This window comes from Micromonospora sp. NPDC049139, assembly GCF_055586845.1.
Genome location: NZ_JBVJHK010000004.1, coordinates 390,008 through 406,713, shown reverse-complemented (window position 1 = coordinate 406,713; position 16,706 = coordinate 390,008). Strand labels below are relative to the sequence as shown.

General features: G+C 72.5%; 16 protein-coding genes and 2 pseudogenes. 9 read left to right on the top strand and 9 right to left on the bottom strand.

All coding sequences use genetic code 11. The annotated features are described in order from the left end of the window. The first annotated feature begins 167 nt into the window (after nucleotides 1-167). The 3 genes and pseudogenes from ACZ6Q9_RS10995 to ACZ6Q9_RS10985 form a co-directional block, all read left to right on the top strand. Entirely contained in the window at nucleotides 168-716 is a 549-nt protein-coding gene (locus ACZ6Q9_RS10995; protein WP_393258966.1) for a GlcG/HbpS family heme-binding protein, read from the top strand. Between the two features lie 230 nt (nucleotides 717-946). After that, on the top strand, nucleotides 947-1,456 hold the full coding sequence (locus ACZ6Q9_RS10990) for a VOC family protein (RefSeq protein ID WP_393455890.1): 510 nt from the start codon (nucleotides 947-949) through the stop codon (nucleotides 1,454-1,456). Nucleotides 1,457-1,580: 124 nt separating this feature from the next. Then, nucleotides 1,581-2,021: pseudogene (locus ACZ6Q9_RS10985) on the top strand (SitI3 family protein); the annotation flags it as partial. Between the two features lie 88 nt (nucleotides 2,022-2,109). Here the strand turns inward: ACZ6Q9_RS10985 and ACZ6Q9_RS10980 are convergent. Further along, on the bottom strand, nucleotides 2,110-2,598 hold the full coding sequence (locus tag ACZ6Q9_RS10980) for a WapI family immunity protein (RefSeq protein WP_393258963.1): 489 nt from the start codon (nucleotides 2,596-2,598) through the stop codon (nucleotides 2,110-2,112). 68 nt (nucleotides 2,599-2,666) lie between these two features. Beyond that, entirely contained in the window at nucleotides 2,667-3,098 is a 432-nt protein-coding gene (yidD, locus tag ACZ6Q9_RS10975; RefSeq protein WP_393456182.1) for a membrane protein insertion efficiency factor YidD, read from the bottom strand. Nucleotides 3,099-3,213: 115 nt separating this feature from the next. Here yidD and ACZ6Q9_RS10970 point away from each other — a divergent pair, with 115 nt between their 5' ends. Next, a complete protein-coding gene (locus ACZ6Q9_RS10970) occupies nucleotides 3,214-3,771 on the top strand; it encodes a hypothetical protein (RefSeq protein ID WP_393258962.1) in 558 nt (185 codons plus the stop codon). 82 nt (nucleotides 3,772-3,853) lie between these two features. On the opposite strand, the gene ACZ6Q9_RS10965 is transcribed toward ACZ6Q9_RS10970, so the two are convergent. Continuing rightward, nucleotides 3,854-5,017, bottom strand: a complete 1,164-nt coding sequence (locus ACZ6Q9_RS10965) for a hypothetical protein (protein ID WP_393455887.1) — start codon at nucleotides 5,015-5,017, stop codon at nucleotides 3,854-3,856. 381 nt (nucleotides 5,018-5,398) lie between these two features. On the opposite strand from ACZ6Q9_RS10965, the gene ACZ6Q9_RS10960 reads away from it, so the two are divergent. Together ACZ6Q9_RS10960 and ACZ6Q9_RS10955 are read left to right on the top strand one after the other, a co-directional pair. Beyond that, nucleotides 5,399-5,809 carry a CdiA C-terminal domain-containing protein gene (locus tag ACZ6Q9_RS10960; RefSeq protein WP_396829064.1) on the top strand — a complete coding sequence of 137 codons (411 nt, stop codon included), beginning with the start codon at nucleotides 5,399-5,401 and terminating at the stop codon, nucleotides 5,807-5,809. Nucleotides 5,810-5,824: 15 nt separating this feature from the next. Continuing rightward, nucleotides 5,825-6,277, top strand: a complete 453-nt coding sequence (locus ACZ6Q9_RS10955; protein WP_393455881.1) for a SitI3 family protein — start codon at nucleotides 5,825-5,827, stop codon at nucleotides 6,275-6,277. 110 nt (nucleotides 6,278-6,387) lie between these two features. On the opposite strand, the gene ACZ6Q9_RS10950 is transcribed toward ACZ6Q9_RS10955, so the two are convergent. The 3 genes from ACZ6Q9_RS10950 to ACZ6Q9_RS10940 are packed head-to-tail and all read right to left on the bottom strand — an operon-like array spanning nucleotide 6,388 to nucleotide 10,816. After that, nucleotides 6,388-8,766, bottom strand: a complete 2,379-nt coding sequence (locus tag ACZ6Q9_RS10950) for an acylase (protein WP_396828875.1) — start codon at nucleotides 8,764-8,766, stop codon at nucleotides 6,388-6,390. A gap of 26 nt (nucleotides 8,767-8,792) precedes the next feature. Further along, a complete protein-coding gene (locus ACZ6Q9_RS10945) occupies nucleotides 8,793-10,202 on the bottom strand; it encodes an RNA-guided endonuclease TnpB family protein (protein ID WP_396828877.1) in 1,410 nt (469 codons plus the stop codon). Beyond that, nucleotides 10,199-10,816 carry an IS607 family transposase gene (locus ACZ6Q9_RS10940; RefSeq protein ID WP_393258952.1) on the bottom strand — a complete coding sequence of 206 codons (618 nt, stop codon included), beginning with the start codon at nucleotides 10,814-10,816 and terminating at the stop codon, nucleotides 10,199-10,201. The genes ACZ6Q9_RS10945 and ACZ6Q9_RS10940 overlap by 4 nt, the downstream gene beginning before the upstream one ends. 224 nt (nucleotides 10,817-11,040) lie before the next feature. Between ACZ6Q9_RS10940 and ACZ6Q9_RS10935 the strand changes: the two genes are divergently transcribed. Beyond that, nucleotides 11,041-12,576, top strand: coding sequence for a gluconokinase (locus tag ACZ6Q9_RS10935; RefSeq protein ID WP_396828879.1), 1,536 nt, complete (start codon nucleotides 11,041-11,043; stop codon nucleotides 12,574-12,576). A gap of 339 nt (nucleotides 12,577-12,915) precedes the next feature. Next, nucleotides 12,916-13,904 (top strand): annotated as a pseudogene (locus tag ACZ6Q9_RS10930) (serine hydrolase). Between the two features lie 98 nt (nucleotides 13,905-14,002). Here the strand turns inward: ACZ6Q9_RS10930 and ACZ6Q9_RS10925 are convergent. From ACZ6Q9_RS10925 to ACZ6Q9_RS10915, 3 genes are all read right to left on the bottom strand, one after another. After that, a complete protein-coding gene (locus ACZ6Q9_RS10925) occupies nucleotides 14,003-14,287 on the bottom strand; it encodes a putative quinol monooxygenase (RefSeq protein WP_396828881.1) in 285 nt (94 codons plus the stop codon). Nucleotides 14,288-14,320: 33 nt separating this feature from the next. Beyond that, complete coding sequence (locus ACZ6Q9_RS10920; protein WP_396828883.1) at nucleotides 14,321-15,079, bottom strand: MerR family transcriptional regulator; 759 nt, start codon at nucleotides 15,077-15,079, stop codon at nucleotides 14,321-14,323. 98 nt (nucleotides 15,080-15,177) lie between these two features. Then, a complete protein-coding gene (locus ACZ6Q9_RS10915) occupies nucleotides 15,178-15,705 on the bottom strand; it encodes an ArsR/SmtB family transcription factor (RefSeq protein WP_393258944.1) in 528 nt (175 codons plus the stop codon). A gap of 55 nt (nucleotides 15,706-15,760) precedes the next feature. Between ACZ6Q9_RS10915 and ACZ6Q9_RS10910 the strand changes: the two genes are divergently transcribed. Further along, nucleotides 15,761-16,696: a S41 family peptidase gene (locus tag ACZ6Q9_RS10910; protein ID WP_396828885.1), complete on the top strand. Its 936-nt coding sequence runs from the start codon at nucleotides 15,761-15,763 to the stop codon at nucleotides 16,694-16,696. The last annotated feature ends 10 nt before the right edge of the window (nucleotides 16,697-16,706 follow it).

The following is a 16,706-nucleotide window of genomic DNA, read 5'->3' as shown; positions in this document are numbered from 1 at the left end:
ACCTCCGATCAATTGATCTTGACAACTGTCCAGCGTACGGCAGGAACGGGGTGGCCGGTTCAACCATTCGAGGTATCCCGGTTGCATCCGGCGTGCCATGACCGCGCCGCGCGCGGCGGCCAGGCTGGGGCTGTCACCTCGATCCGAAGACCTCAGGGAGCATCGTGATGATCCACAACTTCCGCCGCCGGATGGCGCTCGGCCTGGGCGCCGGCGCCGTGGCCGTGGCCGCCGTCACCGGCGTCGCCGTCACCGCCTCCGCCGCCGAGCCGGTGGCGAAGCCACAGGCCGCGACCGTCGCGAAGAGCAACGTCGTGGCGAACCCGTCGCTCGACCTCGACGCGGCGCTGCGCGCGGCCGAGGCGACCGTGAAGGCCGCCGAGAAGGGCGGCCACCGGGTCACCGTGGTCGTCCTCGACCGGTCGGGCACCGTGCAGGTGCAGCTCAAGGGCGACGGCGCCGGCCCGCAGACGGCCGAGTCCGCGCACCGCAAGGCGTTCACCGCCGTCTCCTTCGGCCAGCCCACCTCCGCGCTGGCCGGCCGGGTGACCGGGGCGGGCGCCACCCTCCGCGACATCCCGGGGACCCTGTTCCTCGGCGGCGGCGTGCCGGTAAGCGTCGACGGGCAGGTCGTCGGAGCCATCGGCGTCGGCGGCGCGCCCTCCGGCGACCTCGACGAGCAGTACGCCGACGCCGGCGCGGCCACCCTGCGCTGAGCCCGGCCACCCTGCGCCGAGCGCGGCCACCCCGCGCTGAGTGCCATGACCCGCCAGGGGCGGGCCTCCGGGACTGTTGACCGGAGACCCGCCCCTGCGGCGTCGGATCCACGGTGCCTGGTCGGACGCCGGCTGCGGCGGCACCATCCGTTCGCGTGCCGCCACCCCGGCCTGTCGTGAACCCACGTTACGGTGGCGGCGATGCCGGTCGTCCCCTGGAGGTTCCCGCGATGATCGATGACGTCCACGACCCGGGCGACGACCCTCGGGGCCGGGCGATGGAGCAGCGGATCAGCCTGGTCACCCTCGGCGTCGCCGACGTGGCCCGCGCCCGCGCCTTCTACGAGCGGCTCGGCTGGCGCGGCCAGGAGGTCGAGGAGACCGTCTTCTTCCAGGCCGGCGGCCTGGCGCTGGTGCTGTGGAGCCGCGACAAGCTGGCCGCCGACGCCGGCGTGGCCGACGGGCGCGGGTTCGGCGGGATGACGCTGGCGCAGAACGTCCGGTCCCGGGGCGAGGTCGACGAGCTGCTGGCGGTGGCGGCCGACGCCGGGGCGGAGGTGACCCGGCCGGCGCGGGAAACCTTCTACGGCGGCTACGCCGGCTGCTTCGCCGACCCCGACGGGCACGTCTGGGAGATCGCCTGCAACCCGGGCTTCCCCCTCGCCGACGACGGCTCGCTGACCGTCCCCGACTTCGGCCGGGGCGCCGACGACGTGGAAGCCGGCAGCGGCCCGGAGTGACTCAGGTGCCACGGGCTGCTTCGTGGCCCCAGCCTCCCGGACCTTGACCGCCTTCGATCGGGGGCACCGGCCACATGTCGCACACCGAGAAGCTCAACGCGGAACTGAGGGAGTGACTGCGAGGATGGCTGTTGAGTTCCGGTTGACGCTGGCAGGCGAGATCCCCCTCGACGAGGTGGCTGAACTCGCCGCACCGAACGCCGTCGAGACGTGCACCTTCTCCGGCAACCGCATGCTCACCTCCGCACTCAACGAGGAATGCGGCTTCGTCGTCGACATCACGTCGGGCAGGCACGGCTACTACGACGCCGAAGACGACGACGGCTCGCTGTGGGTGTGGGAGCCGGAAACGTACGTCGACATCGACTTCTACATGCGCAAGGACGTGCTGGCCGACAAGGGGATCCCCAACGTGCTGGCGACCACTGCGCGGGTCCTGAACGAACGAAGCGAGGACGCGGCCCTCGTGTTCAACCACAACCTGCTGTTGCTGACCCGCGTCGCGGGGAGGTTGAGCAAACACCGGCCGACGTGGTGGAGCCACCATGAGGCGGACGATGATCGTCCGGCCGTAGCCGCCGCAACCGGGCGGAGGGAGGGGCCCACACCACCGCCGGCAGCACGGCGCACGGTCGCGGCCGGGTCGGCGGCAGTCAGCAGGCGACCCGGCGGGGGTACGCCTCGACTTCCCGCGCCCACTGCTCCGCCGCCACCGCGAGGGCCCCGGCGGAGACCGTGAGCGTCAGCGGGTAGACCGCGCTGAGCGGCCGCCGCGGCATCCACGGGGGCAGCGACTCGTACGAGAACTCGACCGTCAGCGCCAGCCGGCGACGGCGCAGCACCCGGGCGCGGAAGGCCAGGTTCGGCTCGATGAAGCGCACCACCGCCAAGGGTTCCGCCGGGTCTCCGGTCGTCTCGGCCTGCTGCCGCAGCCAGCCCGCCAGCGCGTACGCCTCGGACACCGTCAGGCAGGGCGTGTAGTGCGACCACGACTGCCCGTCGGCGGTGCGGGCGTCGGTCTCGACGAGCAGCCAGTCGTCCCAGTCCGCCGCCTCGTCCGGGTCGTCCGGCGGCTCGACCCCCGGCTGGTAGCCCACCGGCCGGATCCTCACCCGGGCGCCGTCGTCGGAGCGGATCTCCATGGCCCCATCATGGCCGAACCGGGAGCGCGGGCGGGCGGGATATTCCGCAGGTCAGGGGCATCCCCGGGTCAGCGCACCGGGTCGTGGGTGCCGCGCGGCACGTCGGGACGGCAGCGGCGCACCCGGTCGGCGGCCATCCGCCCGCCGACGGCCAGCCCGTACCGCTCCACGGCGGCCAGCCCGTACGCGCTGCACGTGGGGGTGTAGCGGCACTGCCCCGGCCAGCGGTGCGACAGCCAGCGCCGGTAGCCGAGGATCGCGGCCCGGCCGGCCCGATCCACCAGCGGCGCCCGCCTGGCCGGAGCGGCCGTGGGTGCCGACGCCCGACCGGGCGCGACGAGCCGGGCGAGCAGCGCGCCGAGGGTGAGCAGCGTGGAGAAGAGCCCGAAGTTGCAGTTGGGCACGTCGCAGTTGGGCACGTCGCAACTGCACCCGCCGCAGTAGTCGCGCTTCTTCTTCTTGCGGTGCTGGTCGTGCTTGTCGTTGATCACGGGGAACATCATGCGAAGGGCGCGCCACCCTCGCATCCCCGGGCGGTGCTCGGGGTGGTCGGTCGGGGGCCGATGCGGGAAGTCCCGGATGGAGCGCGGCCGGTCGGGCGTCGACGCTGGGTGGATGACTGACACCGATGCGCGGACGTCGACGAGGCTCGTGCGGGCGGCCGCCGTCGGCGGCCCGGCGCTCCTGCTGCTCTACGGCCTGCTCCGCCTGGTCGACGGCCTCGACGGCGACCGGGGCGACGGCTTGGCCTGGGACGTCGGCCACACCTTCTTCCTCGTCGGGATCCTGCTGTTCGGCGCGCTGGTCGTCGGGCTGCGCCGGCTGTTGCTGGCCGTCGCGCCCCGGCGACGGGTCCTCACCGAGGCGGCGACCGTGCTGGGGCTGGTCGGGGTGGCCGCCTTCGTGTGGGTGATCCTCGGCGACCTGTTCCCCGGGCTGGCCGATGCCGCCGCGCTGCCCGATCCGGCCATGATGCTGGGGCCGCTGCTGTTCCAGGTCGGCATCCTCACCCTGCTGGTGCAGGCGGGGACCACGCGACCCCGGCTGCTGCCGGCGTGGGTGCCGGTGCCGGTACTGCTCGGGTTCGTGGGGATCGCCGCGGACCTGGACCTGCTGCCCCTCGCCGCCGCGGCGATCCTCGCCGGCCTGCTCCCCCTGCAACGGCTGCGCTGAGGCGGTCGTCGCGGACCCGCCCGACGCGGAGCGCGCTGAGCAGCGAGGCCGCACCGCGCGCCCGGGACACACCCGCCGAGGGTCAGCTCCAGACGGTGCGGCGCATCCCGTCGTGCTCGGCGCAGGCGTCGCGCCGCCCGCCGGTGAGGCTGACCGAGCCGTCGCGGCACTGCACCAGGTAGCCCCGCCCGGCCCAGAACTCGGGGACGCAGTCGAACCAGTCGCAGATCTCCGCCGCCGGCTTGCGGATGCGGTTGCCGCCGCAGAAGTCGTACCCCATCGGGTTGGCGGGGGCGCCGCACCGCCGCTCCCGGGCGGGCGTCGGCGAGGGCGACGTGGTGTCGCGGCGCGGCGCGGACGCGGTCGCCGCCTTCGGCGGGACGACGGGCGTCGCGGCCTTCGGGGCGGGGGTGCCGCTGGGCGCGGGGGTGCCGCTGGGCGCGGGGGTGGCGGCGACGGCGACCTCGGAGCCGGTCGGGTCGGAGGGGTCGGTGTCGAGCAGCGCGGCGGGCACCAGCAGGGCGATGCCGGCGGCGACGGCCACGGTGCGCCGGCCGCCGGGCACGAACGCGAAGGGCCGGGCCTGCCCGGGGGTCGCGATCTGTGGCCGGAACGGCTTGAGCTGTGCGTGCTCGGCGATCGCCTCGTCGAGCTGGTCGAGCACCGCGCCGCGCTGCTCGATGGCGTCGGCGAAGGCCAGCGCCAGCTTGAACCGGAAGTCGGCGGCGACGTCGGCGGGGAGCATCAGCCCGGAGGTGCGCCGCCGGTCCAGCACCTGTATCAGCGTGACCGGCGCGTGCGGGTCGTGGGACAGGCCGGTCATCTTCCCGTACGCCCAGTCGCGCCGGCCGCGCCCGCCGAGCAGCACGAGCCGGCGGTTGGTGATCACCGCCATCCCGGCGTCGGCGACGCGGACGCCGTCGGGCCTGCGGGCGCGCAGTGGGGCGGCCTCCGGGGCGATTGTCAGGTCCGGCGCGGGCAGCACGGCGGTGTGCCGGACCTCCACCAGTTGCGCGGCCGGCAGCACCCAGAAGACCACCTCGTCGGGGGCCAGTTCCAGGGGCAGTCCCGCGCCCGCGGCGGTCGAGCCGTGGAACGCCTCGGCGAGGGTACGCAGGCGGCGCAGTTCGTCGTCGCGTCGTCGCCATTCCTGCTCGGCGCTGCGGAACTCGCGCCGCCGTCGTTCGTTCTGCCGGTGCGCCCACCGGTACCGCCACGTGGAACCCGTCGAATCAGTCTTTGCCACGCCGACTCCTTCGCCGCGCAGGCCACCAATCGGGGTGTCACCGGTGTCAACGGTGTCAACGGCCGGCAGGGACACGACGCAGCCGGGCAAAATAGCCGAACGGCGGACCAAATCGGACGATAAGGGGGTTCTGCCGCCTCGACTCACATTGTGGCGACGCAAGGGTTGCCACGGGGACCAGCACGTCACACGCTGCCCGCCTACCGGGAGCCACCCTCCTGTCGTCTGGTCGGCGTCACGGCGCCACGGTACGTTCTGACATGCGAACATCCTCACCATCGCCGATCGGGGAGGGTCAGCCGTGTCGCACATCGAGAGGATTGTCGGCCAACTCCGTGTGCTGATGAACGGCGTCGACAGAGCTCAGGGGCTGGCAGCCAGCTGGACATCGGCGGGCGCCGTCCCCTGGAACTTGAGAACGAGTGCGCCGACCAGGTCGCCGACAGAGGCTACCGGGTGCACCAGAACCCGACCAGGCAGGAGATCGCCGAGGCGCGGCTCAGCACCGGCGACTCCGGCAACCCGGACAAGGACCCGGATTACCTCATCGAGGGCCACGTCTTCGATTGCTACTCTCCCACTCCCGACAAACCAGTACGGGGTGTGTGGAGCGAGGTCCACGCGAAGATCGACAAGGAACAGACCCAACGCGTGGTGCTGAACCTCCAGGACTGGCGTGGTGATCTCTCGGCCCTGCGGAATCAGTTCGACACCTGGCCTGTCGACAAGCTGAGGGAACTGGTGGCGGTGACACGAGGAGGCGCGATCGTGCAAATCGTGTGGCGAGATTGACGAGAGGCTGGAGAGATGGCTGTCGAGTTCCGATTGACGCTGGCGGGCAGTGCCCCGTTGGAGGAGGTGGCCGAACTGGCGGCCGCGGATGTCACCGAGATGCCGACTCCGACGGACAACCCCCGGCTGTTCAGCGCCCGGCTCTACGAGGAACGCGGGTACGCCTTGACCATCTACGCGGGCCGTCACGGTTACTACGACGCCGAGGACGACGACGGAACCCGCTGGGAGTGGGAGCCTGAAACGTACGTTGACCTCGACTTTTCCATGCACGCGGACGACCTGGTCGACAAGGGGATTCCGAACATGGCGGCGGCGGTCGCACGAGTGCTGGCCGGGCGGTCGGAGGACGCGGCACTGGTGCAGAACGGCAACTGGCTGCTGTTGACCCGCGTCGCAGGGCGCGTCCGCAAGCACCGACAGTCCTGGTGGGACCACTACGGTGTGGATCGCCTCGTCGCTCCGTGAGCTTTCGAGCCGACCGTCAGCGGGGTGGATGATCTGGCTGGGTCGGTCGCGGCGAGACATGGCGCGCCGGCCGGGCCGAGTGACCCGACCGGCGCGGCGAACGGAGCGGGTCAGTGGCGGTGGCCCTCCCCCACCCGGTAGGTGCGCAGGTTGGGGTCGGCCTTGATCTGCGCCTCCGTGTACTTGATGGTGTCCCAACCCTTGCCCGAGTAGAGCCGCGTCTGGTCGCCGTACCAGGGGGAGTTCGGGTTGCTCGACTGCGAGTAGGTGAGGATCTGCCGTCCCGACGGGCCGTTCCGGCCCAGCTCGACGGCCATCACGAACGACGAGCCGTGCACCACCTTTGGGTAGCCGACGCCGGGTGCCAGCGGGCTGATGATCATGTTGAAGACGCCGGCCTCGGCGCGCCCGCCGTGGATCGGGATGCGCCGGTCGCCGCGCGGCTCGGTCTGGACGTCGCCGAGGCGCGCGTCGAGCGGGATGCCGGCGAGCCTGCGGACCGCGTCGGCGAGCGCGGTGAGCACACGCGGGTCGGCGGCGTTCAGCCGGCTCGGGGTGCGTACCGGGTCGGCGGCGTCGAACGCGTCGGCGAAGCGGATGCCGCCGGACAGGGCGAACTCGGTGAACAGGTGCGCACCCCGGCTGTCCAGGTCGACGCGCAGGTCCCAGCCCTTCAGCGCCGCGCAGGCGTCGCGCAGGTCGACCGTGCTCCCGTTCGAGGCGGTCGCGGTGGGGTGCGCGGTGCACAGCGCCACCAGGTCGTCGCGGACGAGTTCGCCGCCGTACGCGCGGTTGCCGAAGACGGTCTGCCAGAGCCGGGACGTGGTGTAGCCCCGCCCCGGCAGCCCGTCGGTGCCGGCGAGCCGCCCCCGCACCTGCTCCACGCCGAGCCGGGTACGCAGGCTGCGCTCGGTGCGCTCGTTGCCGATGATGCGCGGGTAGCCCTCCAGCGGCGCCTCCGGGTTGGCCAGCCAGTGGCTGTCGTTGGAGTTGGTCACGTAGTCGGCGCGGATGCGGACCGGCAGGTTGGCCGGGCCGAGGATGCCGGGCACGGCCGCGTCGGGGTCCCGGCCGAGCGCGCAGGCCGACCGGGAGCCGTCGAGGACGGCCTGGCCGCTGGCGGCGTAGAGCGGCTGGAACGGCGCGGGGATGCAGGCGGCGGCCAGCTCGTGGGTGACCCGGGGCACCACCGAGTGGTCGGCGTAGAGCGCCTCGCCGCGGGCGTCGGCGGCGATCACGTTCACCCAGGGCAGGAACTGGTGCCGGTCGAGCACCTGCTTCAGCTCCCGCACCGTCTTCGCCCGGCCCATCTGGAGCCAGCCGTCGAACGCGCGGTTGTTGGTCGCGTTGGCGTCGGTGATCGCGTACGCGCTGGTGGCGGTCCAGTCGAACGTGCCGGGGACCACGACCACCGGGCCGAGGTGGGTGTCGTGGAAGGTGCGGCTGACCGGCACCGTCCCGCCGCCCGGGCCGGGCACCTGCACGGTGACGGTGCGGGTGGTCATCTTCCGGGGCCGACCGTCCACGTAGTACGAGGTGGGGTCGCCGGGGACCAGCGCGAGCCGGTGCCAGACGAAGCGGCGGGCGGTGGAGACGGTGTGGCTCCAGGCGAGGGTGCGGTTGTGCCCTATCTCGACGATCGGGTCGCCGACCAGCGCCGCGCCCTCCACGTCGTAGCGGCCGGGGACCTTCAGGTGCATCCGGTAGAAGCGCTCGGCACCTTCCCACGGGAAGTGCGGGTTGGCCAGCACCATCCCGCCGCCGTGCGTGGTGGCCTGCGCGCCCAGCCCGTACGCGTTGCTGCCCACCCCGGCGGGCGCGCCGTCGGCGGAGGCGACCACCGCCGCCGCGCCCGGCGCGTCCAGCGCGGCGGCCGGGCCGGTCGCCGTCGGCGGGGCGGCGGCGACGATCCCGTCGAGCACCGCCCGCGAGCTGGCCCGGACCATGCTGGCCCAGCTCGCGCGCCAGACGTCCAGCTCGGTCAGCGGGCGCACCCACGGCTTCGCCCGGCACGCCGGGTCGGTGAGGTTCGCCGCGCCGGTGCGGCGCAGATAGTGGTTGTAGCCGGCGACGAAGCCGCGGATCTGGTCGCGGACCTCGTCCGACGGGGAGTGCACGCCGTCGCGCGGCCCCTGGAGCAGCCGCTCGGCCGTGCGCTCGTCGATGGCCTTACGGAAGAACAGGTCGCTGCGCACGTTCGCGTCCGTCGGGCCGGTCGCCCCGAAGAAGCGGGACCGCTCGGCGTTGACCGTGACCATCTTCTCGGCGATGACGCAGACGTTGTCCTCGGCCTGCACGTAACCGACGCCGAAGCCGAGGGAGGCGAAGTCGCGGGCGGTGATGTGCGGGACGCCGTACGACGCCCGGCGGATCTCCGCCGAGTAGCCGCTGTCGCGGTGCTGCGCGGCGGCCGGCGGGACGCCGGTGACCACCGTGGTGAGGACCGTGGCGAGTGCGGTGAGCACCGCGCCGGCCGGCTTCAGCCTCATCCTGTTTCCTGCTTCCTACTCGTTGCTCATAGCCGAGCAGTTCGGATAGTTCGCTCTCCGCCCTGCGGTGGCCGCGGGCTGGAGTCCTGGACCGGCAGTCTGGTCCGGTGGCGATCGGTCCGGTCCTGCAGGATCTGCTTCACCCGCTGGTGTGGGGTGTGCAGGGCGATGTCGGGGTCGCCGGCTCGGTGCAGGATGTTGATCGCGGCGTTCACGTCGGCCTGCCACACCACCCCGCAGCGGGTGCAGTGAAACCGGTCCCCACTACGGCGGCCGAAGGCGCCGCATTGGTGACAGGTTTGTGAGGTGTAGGCGGCGTTGACGGGAACGAGCGCAGAACCTCTACGCTCCGACACGCTTTTCAGGGCCTCGGCGGTGACTCCTTTGGTCCACGCGGCGAGACGCCGGTTCATGTTCTTAAGAAGCTTTCTGCGGCTGGTGAAGCGTTTGGTGAGGTCTTCGGAGACCACCGTGGCGGCCTTGTCCACGACCTCGTGCACGGCGGTGAAAATCTCCGTGCGCACCCGCGCCCGATGCCGGGCGGCCTGCCGGTCCCGCTTCACGGTGCCGAGATTGTTGACCTTGACCCGGTGCGCTTTCGCGTGGTCCCCACGCCGGGCGGCGGTGTTCGCGATCGAGCGCAGCTTCGCCCGCCGCCGGTTCCGTTCCTTCAACCGGTCCGACTCACTGGACAGCAGCACACCAAGCTGTTCACCGTGGGGCTGGCCGTCGGAGTCGGTCAGGGCTTCGGTGTAGCCCTTGTCCACACCGACCGTCGCCTCGCCGCACGGCCGCTGCGACGACCGCATCTGCGCCGCGTCGATCTGGTAGTGCACCTCGACCCGGCCGCTGCGCAGGATCAGCCGCAAGGTACCCGTCGGCGTGACCGTCGTGGACAGCGGGATCCTGACCATCTTGCGGGGCTCCAGGCCCGGGACCGCCAGCCACAACCGGCCCCACCCATCGACGGCGGTGTGGTACTTGTCGGCGCGCACCACGATCTGATCATGCGTGCGGTTGCGGCCCCGCTTCCAATGCTTGCGCATCTGCCGGGCCAGGAACGGGTCACTGGCCCACTGGTCGGCCCGCAGCGCGGTGAACATCCGCTGACGCTCGCCCGGATCGTTGGTGCGTTGGCTGACCGCCCGCCGGACGTCGACCTTGGCCGCCTCCATGTTCGCTGCGATGTCGGCGACGGCGTCGCGGACCGTTTCCTTCCACGCGTTCGCCAACACACCAAACTGCACGTGGATGCCGTCGGCCAACCAGCGGTCCCGCACCTGCCGGTCTCTCAACCCGGACCCGACACCGTTGATCGCGCCGTAACGCTGCCACACCTCACTACGCACCCGACCCAACCGGCGGGCCTGCTCCACCAGAGCGGCGTACTTGCCAGGATTCAGACGGGCCGAGTAGGCGATCCGGGTGACCTTCACCGGTCACCCTCCACGGTCAAGTCCGCCCGTTTCAACTCCTCCTCAAAGCGGCGCAAACCGTACAGCCGACACGAGAAGGAGTTGATGATGGCCAGGAAATCCTCGACCAGCTCCTGCCGCGGGGACAGGGACTCCTGGTTGGCCACGACGATCTCGCAGCCGCCGCGCGCCGCCACATGCTCCAGCAAGTCGAACCCGAACCGGGCCAACCGGTCCTTGTGCGCCACCACCAGCGTGGCGACCTCACCCCGGTCGACGGCGTCCATCAACGCCAGGAATTCCTTACGGCGAAGGTCCATCCCACCGCCGACCTCACTGATCCACTCGTCCACGGCCAGACCGCGAGCGAGGCAGAACTGCTGCATCGCCGCCACCTGCGAAGCCAAATCGGACTTCTGACCCGGCGACGAGACCCGGCAATACACCACAACCCTCCGCCGGTCGACGGCGAAGCCCGGCTGCAAAACCCTGCGCACATCCGAATCGTCGAAATACCGCTGCCCCGACGGCAGACGACGAGCCGCGATCCGGCCCTCCGCCTCCCACCGGCGCACCGTGCTCACCGAACGGCCCACCCGCTTGGCAAACTCGCCGATCCGATAAACACTTCCCACGACAGTCAATTATGGACAGCTCTAGAAAGGAAAACAACCACTAGTAGCTGCTGCCCGTCTGGGTGAACATGCAGAACATTCACACTGATCGGCATTCTGGTGCCGCGAGGGCGGCCCGGGGAAGGGCTGATCGTGACTCCTTGTTCCCCCTGCGGGGCGTCGGGACGCTCGGTAACGTCAGCGGCGGCCGGTGTCACCGTGCGTACGGCGAGGGGGTGGAGTCGGTGAGCGAGCCGCTCCGCGCCGTCGTGGTCGGCGTCGACATCGGCACCACCAGCACCAAGGCGGTCGCGTACGACGTCGACGGCACGCAGCTCCTGCACCGCTCGGTCGGCTACCCGCTCGACGAGCCGCACCCCGGCTGGGCCGAGCAGGATCCGCGCCGCATCCACGCGGCGGTCCTCGAGTCGATCCGCGCGGTCGTGGCGGAGCTGGGCCGGCCGATCGCCGGGCTGGCGTTCAGCACCGCGATGCACAGCCTGATCGGGCTGGACGCCGACGGCAACCCGCTCACCCCGTCGCTCACCTGGGCCGACTCGCGGGCCAGCCGGCAGGCCGAACGGCTGCGGGCGGTCCCGTCCGGGCTGGCGCTGCACCGCCGCACCGGCACCCCGGTCCACCCGATGGCGCCGCTGCCCAAGCTGCTCTGGTACGCCGAGCAGGATCCGCAGCTGTTCGGGCGGGTCGCCTACTGGGTGGGCATCAAGGACTGGGTCCTGCTGCGGCTGTGCGACGCGCTGGTGACCGACCACTCGGTCGCCTCCGCGACCGGCCTGATGGACATCCACCAGCTCTCGTGGGACTCCGAGGCGCTCGGCATCGCCGGGATCACCGAGGAGCAACTGCCCGAGCTGGTGCCCACCACCGCCGTGCTGCCGGGGCTCACCGCCGAGGCGGCCGCCGCGACCGGGCTGCCGCCCGACACGAAGGTGGTCGTCGGCGCGGGCGACGGCCCGCTGGCCAACCTCGGGCTCGGCGCGGTGGCCCCGGGCGTGATGGCCTGCTCGATCGGCACCAGCGGCGCGATGCGGGTGATGGTGGAACGCCCCGGCGTGGACCCGCTCGGCGGGGTGTTCTGCTACGCGCTGACCGAGCAGCGCTGGGTGGTCGGTGGCGCGATCAACAACGGCGGTCTCGTGCTCGACTGGGCCGGCGACGCGCTCGCCCCGGAGCTGGGCGAGCACGCCGAGCGGGAGCTGCTGGCGGTGGCCGCCGAAGCCCCGGTCGGCTCCGGCGGGTTGATCATGCTGCCGTACCTGCTGAGCGAGCGGGCGCCGCACTGGAGCGCGCTGCCGCGCGGCGCGTACGTGGGGCTGACCCACGGGCACCGCCGCGCGCACCTGGTGCGGGCCGGGCTGGAGGGGGTCTGCCAGCAGTTGGCGCTGGTGCTGGCCTCGGTACGGGCCGCCGGCAACGAGGTGCGGGAGATCCGGGCCAGCGGCGGGTTCGCCCGCAGCCCGCTGTGGCGGCAGATGCTCGCCGACGTGCTCGGCATGCCGGTGCGCTTCCCCGTCGAGCGCGAGGGCTCCAGCTTCGGGGCGGCGCTGCTCGGCATGGAGGCGCTGGGGCTGGTCGCCTCCGTCGACGTCGCCGCCGACCTGGTGCACCTCGAGGAGACCGTCCGCCCCGACCCGGCCGCCGCCGCCACGTACGCCGCCCTGCTGCCGCTGTTCTCCCAGCTGTACGACGCGCTGGTCCCCACGTTCGCCTCGCTGCGCCGGCTCGCCCCGGGCCTGCCGCCGGAGCGGTCGCCGCGATAGCCGCCGCCCGCGCCCCGGACGGGTGACACCGCTGGGGCGCGATGCCGGGCGACCCGCCGGCCTTCATATCGTACAAACGTGAGGAAAACGGACAAGAAGCGCTCATCTTCCTGGCGGGGCGCGGTGCGCGTACCGCTGGCGGTCGTCACCCTGCTGGCGCTGGCGGCAGGGCCGGCGGCGGCGGACGGCGGCGGGCCGGAGCCCGGGCCCGGGCGCCCGTCGGCCAGCACGGCGGCCTGGCTGCCCTTCCCCGGCGGGGTGTTCTCGGTGGACACCGGCACGCGCACCGTGCGCTACCGGGCCTGCGACGGCGACACCGGCCGCGCCGCCGACCCGGGCATGCGGGTCGTCGGCCGGTCCGCGCGCGGCACGCTGACCCTCGACGGTACGACCTACGCCTACGACGTCCCGCTCGTCGGCCGCCGGTGGGGCACCCTGGAGGTGGCCCGCCCCGGCGCCCGGCCGCAGCGGCTGGCCGGCCCGGTGGTCACCGACCCCCCGCCGCCCACCGACCCGGCCGCCGGCCGCCGGCTGCTGCCGCTGACCGACCGGCTCCGGCAGGTGGTCGACGCCACGGCCGGCACCAACCCGGCCGGCGTCACGGTCCGCGACCTCTCAGGTCGGTACGGCGACCAGCAGGTCGCGGTGAACGGCACGTTCCGGCCGAAGGCGGCCAGCGTGATCAAGCTGTGGATCCTCGTGGAGCTGCTGCGCCGGGTCGACTGCGGCCAGGTGTCGCTGGACGAGGGCGTGCTGGTCACCCCGGCCGACGTGGTCGACGGCACGGGCGAGCTCCAGCACGAGACGTTCCCGCAGGTGGTGAGCCTGCGTCGGCTCGCCGAGTACACGATCGTCTACAGCGACAACACCGCCGCGAACGTGCTGATCGGCTACCTGCGCGGGTTCGGGCCGGTCAACGCCCTGGCGGACTCGATGAACCAGTGGCAGACCATCCTGGCCGCAAGTTCCTCGACGAGGACGCCGCCCGGCGGGGCGAGGAGAACTACACCAGCCCGGACGACGTCGTCTCGCTGCTCGGCGCGGTCTGGGACGCGCAGATCCTCACGCCCGGCTCCCGGGACCTGCTGATCGACTTCATGCGGCGGCAGACCCTGAACACCAAGATCCCGGCCGCGCTGCCGCCCGGCGTCCCGGTCGCCCACAAGACCGGCGACCTGCCGGACGCCTCCCACGACGTGGGCTACTACCTCATCCCCGGCTCCGAGGTCGCGGTCGCGTTCCTCACCTCCGGCCCGATCGCCACCGGCGACGAGGTGGTCCGCCGCCTCGCCCGCACCGTCTACGACCACGTCGCCGATGGACGGTGAGCCCCGCTCCGGCCGGCCGCACGGCCAGCCGGGCTCGGCCGGCCGAGCCCGAGCTGATCCGGGGCCGGCCGGGCGCGGCAGCGTCCGGCCGGCCCCGGTCAGGGAGCCTCGACGCCGGAGATGCGGTACCTGTGCACCTCGGCGCCGCGGATCGCCACCGCCTGCTCCTCGGCCGGCCCCGCACCCCGGAAGGCCAGCAGTTGCGCGTCGGACTCCCAGCGCTCGTAGACGTTGATCCGGCCCGGCTCGACCAGGTCGGCGCTGATCGCGAAGTCGACGCAGCCCGGCGCGGACCGCGCCTGCCGGACGACCTCGACGCAGTCGGCGAGGTAGGCGTCCCGCTCGTCAGGGTCGACGTAGAGACTGCCGGCGACGATGAGCACTGGTGACCTCCAGGGTGCGGACGGACCGCACGATCAGGCGCGGCTGATCGCGTTGGCGTGGATGGCCTCGCTCAGGTACGCCGCCATCCCCGTCCTGATCCTCTCGAAGTACGCGGTGAACCGCTCGTCCGCCACGTACATGTCGGCCAGCCCCGTGTGGACCTCGTACGGGCACTCGTAGAACCAGCGGCTGATGAGCTGCCGGTGCTCCTCGGCCAACTCCATCGCCGCCGGGCTGTCCGCCGGCGCGCCGGAGGACATCACCTCGACGAACCGCCGCCCCCAGTCCTCGTTCTCGGCCTTGTTCCGCAGCCAGTCGTCCTTGGTGTAGCGGGACACGCGCCGGTTCGACTCCCGGTACGCCTCGGTGCCGCCCCACCGTTGCTCGGCCTCCTCGGCGTGCGCTTCCGGGTCGAAGTCGCCGAAGACCTCGAACCGCTCCTGCGGGGTCAGTGCAATGTTCAACTTGCTCGCCTCCATCGCGAACTCGATCGCCGTGACCATCTCCTGGAGCCTCTTGATCCGTACGGTCAGCAGCTCGTGCTGGCGGCGCAGGTGCGCCGCCGGGTCACTCGCCGGGTCGTCGAGGATCGCGGCGATCTCCTCCAGCGGGAACCCCAGCTCCCGGTAGTAGCGGATGTGCTGCAACCGCTCCAGGTCGGCGTCGTCGTAGCGCCGGTAGCCCGTGCTGCTGCGGCCACTGGGCGAGAGCAACCCGATCTCGTCGTAGTGGTGCAGCGTCCGCACGGTCACCCCGGCAAACTTCGCCACCTGTCCCACCGTGTACGCCATGGTTTCCCTCCCTTCCGCCAACGAGGCTCCCGCCTGCCGTTACGTGAGGGTCAAGCCCGATTCTGGACCGGCGGGCGGCGGCCCGTCGGCGGGACCGGTCAGGCCGGTGGCGGCGGGGTCTGCCGGTAGAGGCTGACCAGCACGCCGTAGCGGTCCTCGCCCTCGCCGGCGTCCTCGGCGGTGTCGAGCAGCTCGCTGAGCGCGGCGCCGAGCCGTTCGGCCTGGGCCGCGGTGAGGCGCAGGTGGCGCAGGTGCAGCAGCGGCTCGCCGGGCGCCGCGGAGACCTCCTCGGCGACCGCCCCGAGCATCGCGGCGGTCGCGGCGGCGTGGCCGGGCGCCACGCGCATCCGTCGGGCGCTGCGCTGGTAGTACTGCTCGGTGCCGCCGCGGACCTGACGGGTGTGGGCGACGCGGATCATGTCGGCGTCGCGCAGCACCTTGAGGTGGTGGGCCACGTTGCCCTTGGCCGCGCCGAGCGCCGCAGCGAGTTGGCTGATGGTGGCGGGGCGTTGCCCGAGCGCGAAGAGCAGCCGCTGCCGCAGTGGATGCCCGAGCGCCTTGAACTGCGCCGGGGTGGTGACCTCCAGCAGGTCGTCGAGCGGCTGCTCCGTGGGCGTCGGCGTCATACCTAAAGTGTCTACGTATCTTGACGCTTTGTCAAAGCGCTGATCTACTGCGGGCATGACAACCCTCGACACACGGGAACAACCGGCATCGCAGATCGAGATCGCCGAGGTCGTCGAGCGCACGGCCCGGCTGGTCGGCGAGCACTACGTCTTCGCCGACGTCGCGGCCCGGCTCGCCGGGCTGCTGCGGGCGGAGACGGACCAGCACCGGCAGGCAGCATCCTGGTCGGCGCTCGCCGACTCGCTCACCCGGACACTCCGGTCGGTCAACGGCGACCGCCACCTGCGGGTGAAGTTCCACGACCGGCCGCTGCCGGAGGACGGCGGGGATCCGCTCGCCGACGCGCTGCCCGGGATGGCCCGGGCCAGCCTGGGCGGCATCCACCGGGTGGAGCGGCTGCCCGACAACGTCGGCCTGGTGCGGATCGAGCCCGCACTGTTCTCCCCCACGCTGGCCGGGGAGGCGATGACCGCCGCGCTGCGCCTGGTCGCCGACGCCGACGCCCTGATCCTCGACCTGCGCGAGACGATCGGCGGCGACCCGGAGATGGAGGCGCTGGTCTGCGGGCACCTCTTCGACCGCCCGACGCACATCTACACCATGCGCCAGCGCCACCTGCCCGACCGCCAGTTCTGGAGCCCCGCACCGCTGGCCGGAGCCCGCTTCGGCGGCGACCGGCCGCTGGCCGTCCTGACCAGCGCGACGACCTTCTCCGGCGGCGAGTCGCTTGCCTACGCGCTCCAGCAGCACGGCCGGGCCACGGTCGTCGGCGAGCGGACCGGCGGCGGCGCCCACCCCCGGACGGGGTTCCCCGTCCACCCGCACCTGCACCTCTCGGTGCCGGTCGCCAGCCCGGTCAACCCGGTCTCCGGGACCAACTGGGAGGGCACGGGCGTCGTTCCGGACGTCGAGGTGCCGGCGGCCGAGGCGCTCGACGCCGCTCACCGGACCGTCCTGCGCACCACCCCGCCATCACTCATCGTGACCTAGCACTCCTCGT